Source organism: Streptomyces sp. BR123, from assembly GCF_013401435.1.
Classification (GTDB): domain Bacteria; phylum Actinomycetota; class Actinomycetes; order Streptomycetales; family Streptomycetaceae; genus Streptomyces.
In genome coordinates, this window is sequence record NZ_JACBGN010000633.1 from 1 (window position 1) to 989 (window position 989).

General features: G+C 71.7%; 1 protein-coding gene and 1 pseudogene. Both read left to right on the top strand.

Annotated elements, in window-relative coordinates; translation table 11 throughout:
* Positions 1–736: hypothetical protein (locus HYE82_RS36770; RefSeq protein ID WP_179178561.1), on the top strand; the 736-nt coding region annotated here is incomplete at its 5' end.
* A pseudogene (locus HYE82_RS37425) lies at positions 726–989 on the top strand (hypothetical protein); the annotation flags it as partial. The gene HYE82_RS36770 and the pseudogene HYE82_RS37425, both read left to right, overlap by 11 nt.

Consider the following 989-nt stretch of genomic DNA (forward strand, 5'->3'; position numbering starts at 1 on the left):
CTACGGCACCCCCCGCCGCACCCCGCGCGCCTCGCGCAGCCTGGTCACGGTGGTCGGTGTGGTGGTCCTGCTGATCGCCGCCATCGCGTTCGCCAACCAATCCGGCAACAGCCCCGAAACCCCTTCCGCGGAAGCCCAGCCGTCCACCGCGGCCACCGAACCGACGGGCACCCGCCCGGTGGACGGCAAGAACGCCGGCATCCCGAAGGGCTTCGCCCCCGACCAGCAGGGCGCCCAGTCCGCCGCGTCGAACTACGCCGTGGCGCTGGGATCCGACGGGATGTTCAACCCGGCGCGCAGACACACCATCGTCGACGCCGTCGCGGACGACAGCACGCGCACCAAGCTCCAGGCCGGATTCGACGCCGACTACTCGGCCGCCCTGCTCGCGCAGATCGGCCTGACCAAGGACGGTCTCGCCCCGGCGGGCGCCACCTTCGTCAGCCGGACCGTACCGGCCGGCACCAAGGTCACGAGCTTCGCCACCGGCACCGCTTCGGTCGACGTGTGGTGCATCGGCATGTTCGGCCTGACCGGCGAGAAGTCCACCCGACCCGTGACCAGCGGCTGGTTCACCATCTCCATGACCCTGAAATGGAACGGCTCCGACTGGAAGGTCGTCGAAACGACCCAGAAGGACGGACCCACCCCGGTCACCGGAGACAACCCGGTGTCCACCTCCGACGACATCGGCAAGGCCGTCACCGAATTCGGAGGGTTCACCTATGCCCGCTAGCCGCACGCTCCCGCTCCGCGGCATCGCCGCCACCGCGGCCGCCGTCCAGGCCACGGTCGTCCTCCTGGCCACCCGTGCAACGGCCGCACCGACCCCGTCCCCCAGCAGCTCCGCACCGGCCGCGTCACCCAGCCCCACGCCGAGCACCAGCAACGACCCCTGCGCCCTGATCGCAGGACCGGCACGGGACTACTGCAACCGCGGCCAAGGCGCAGCCACCGGCGGTACCCCCCGGACCGGCCTCGCCCCCTCC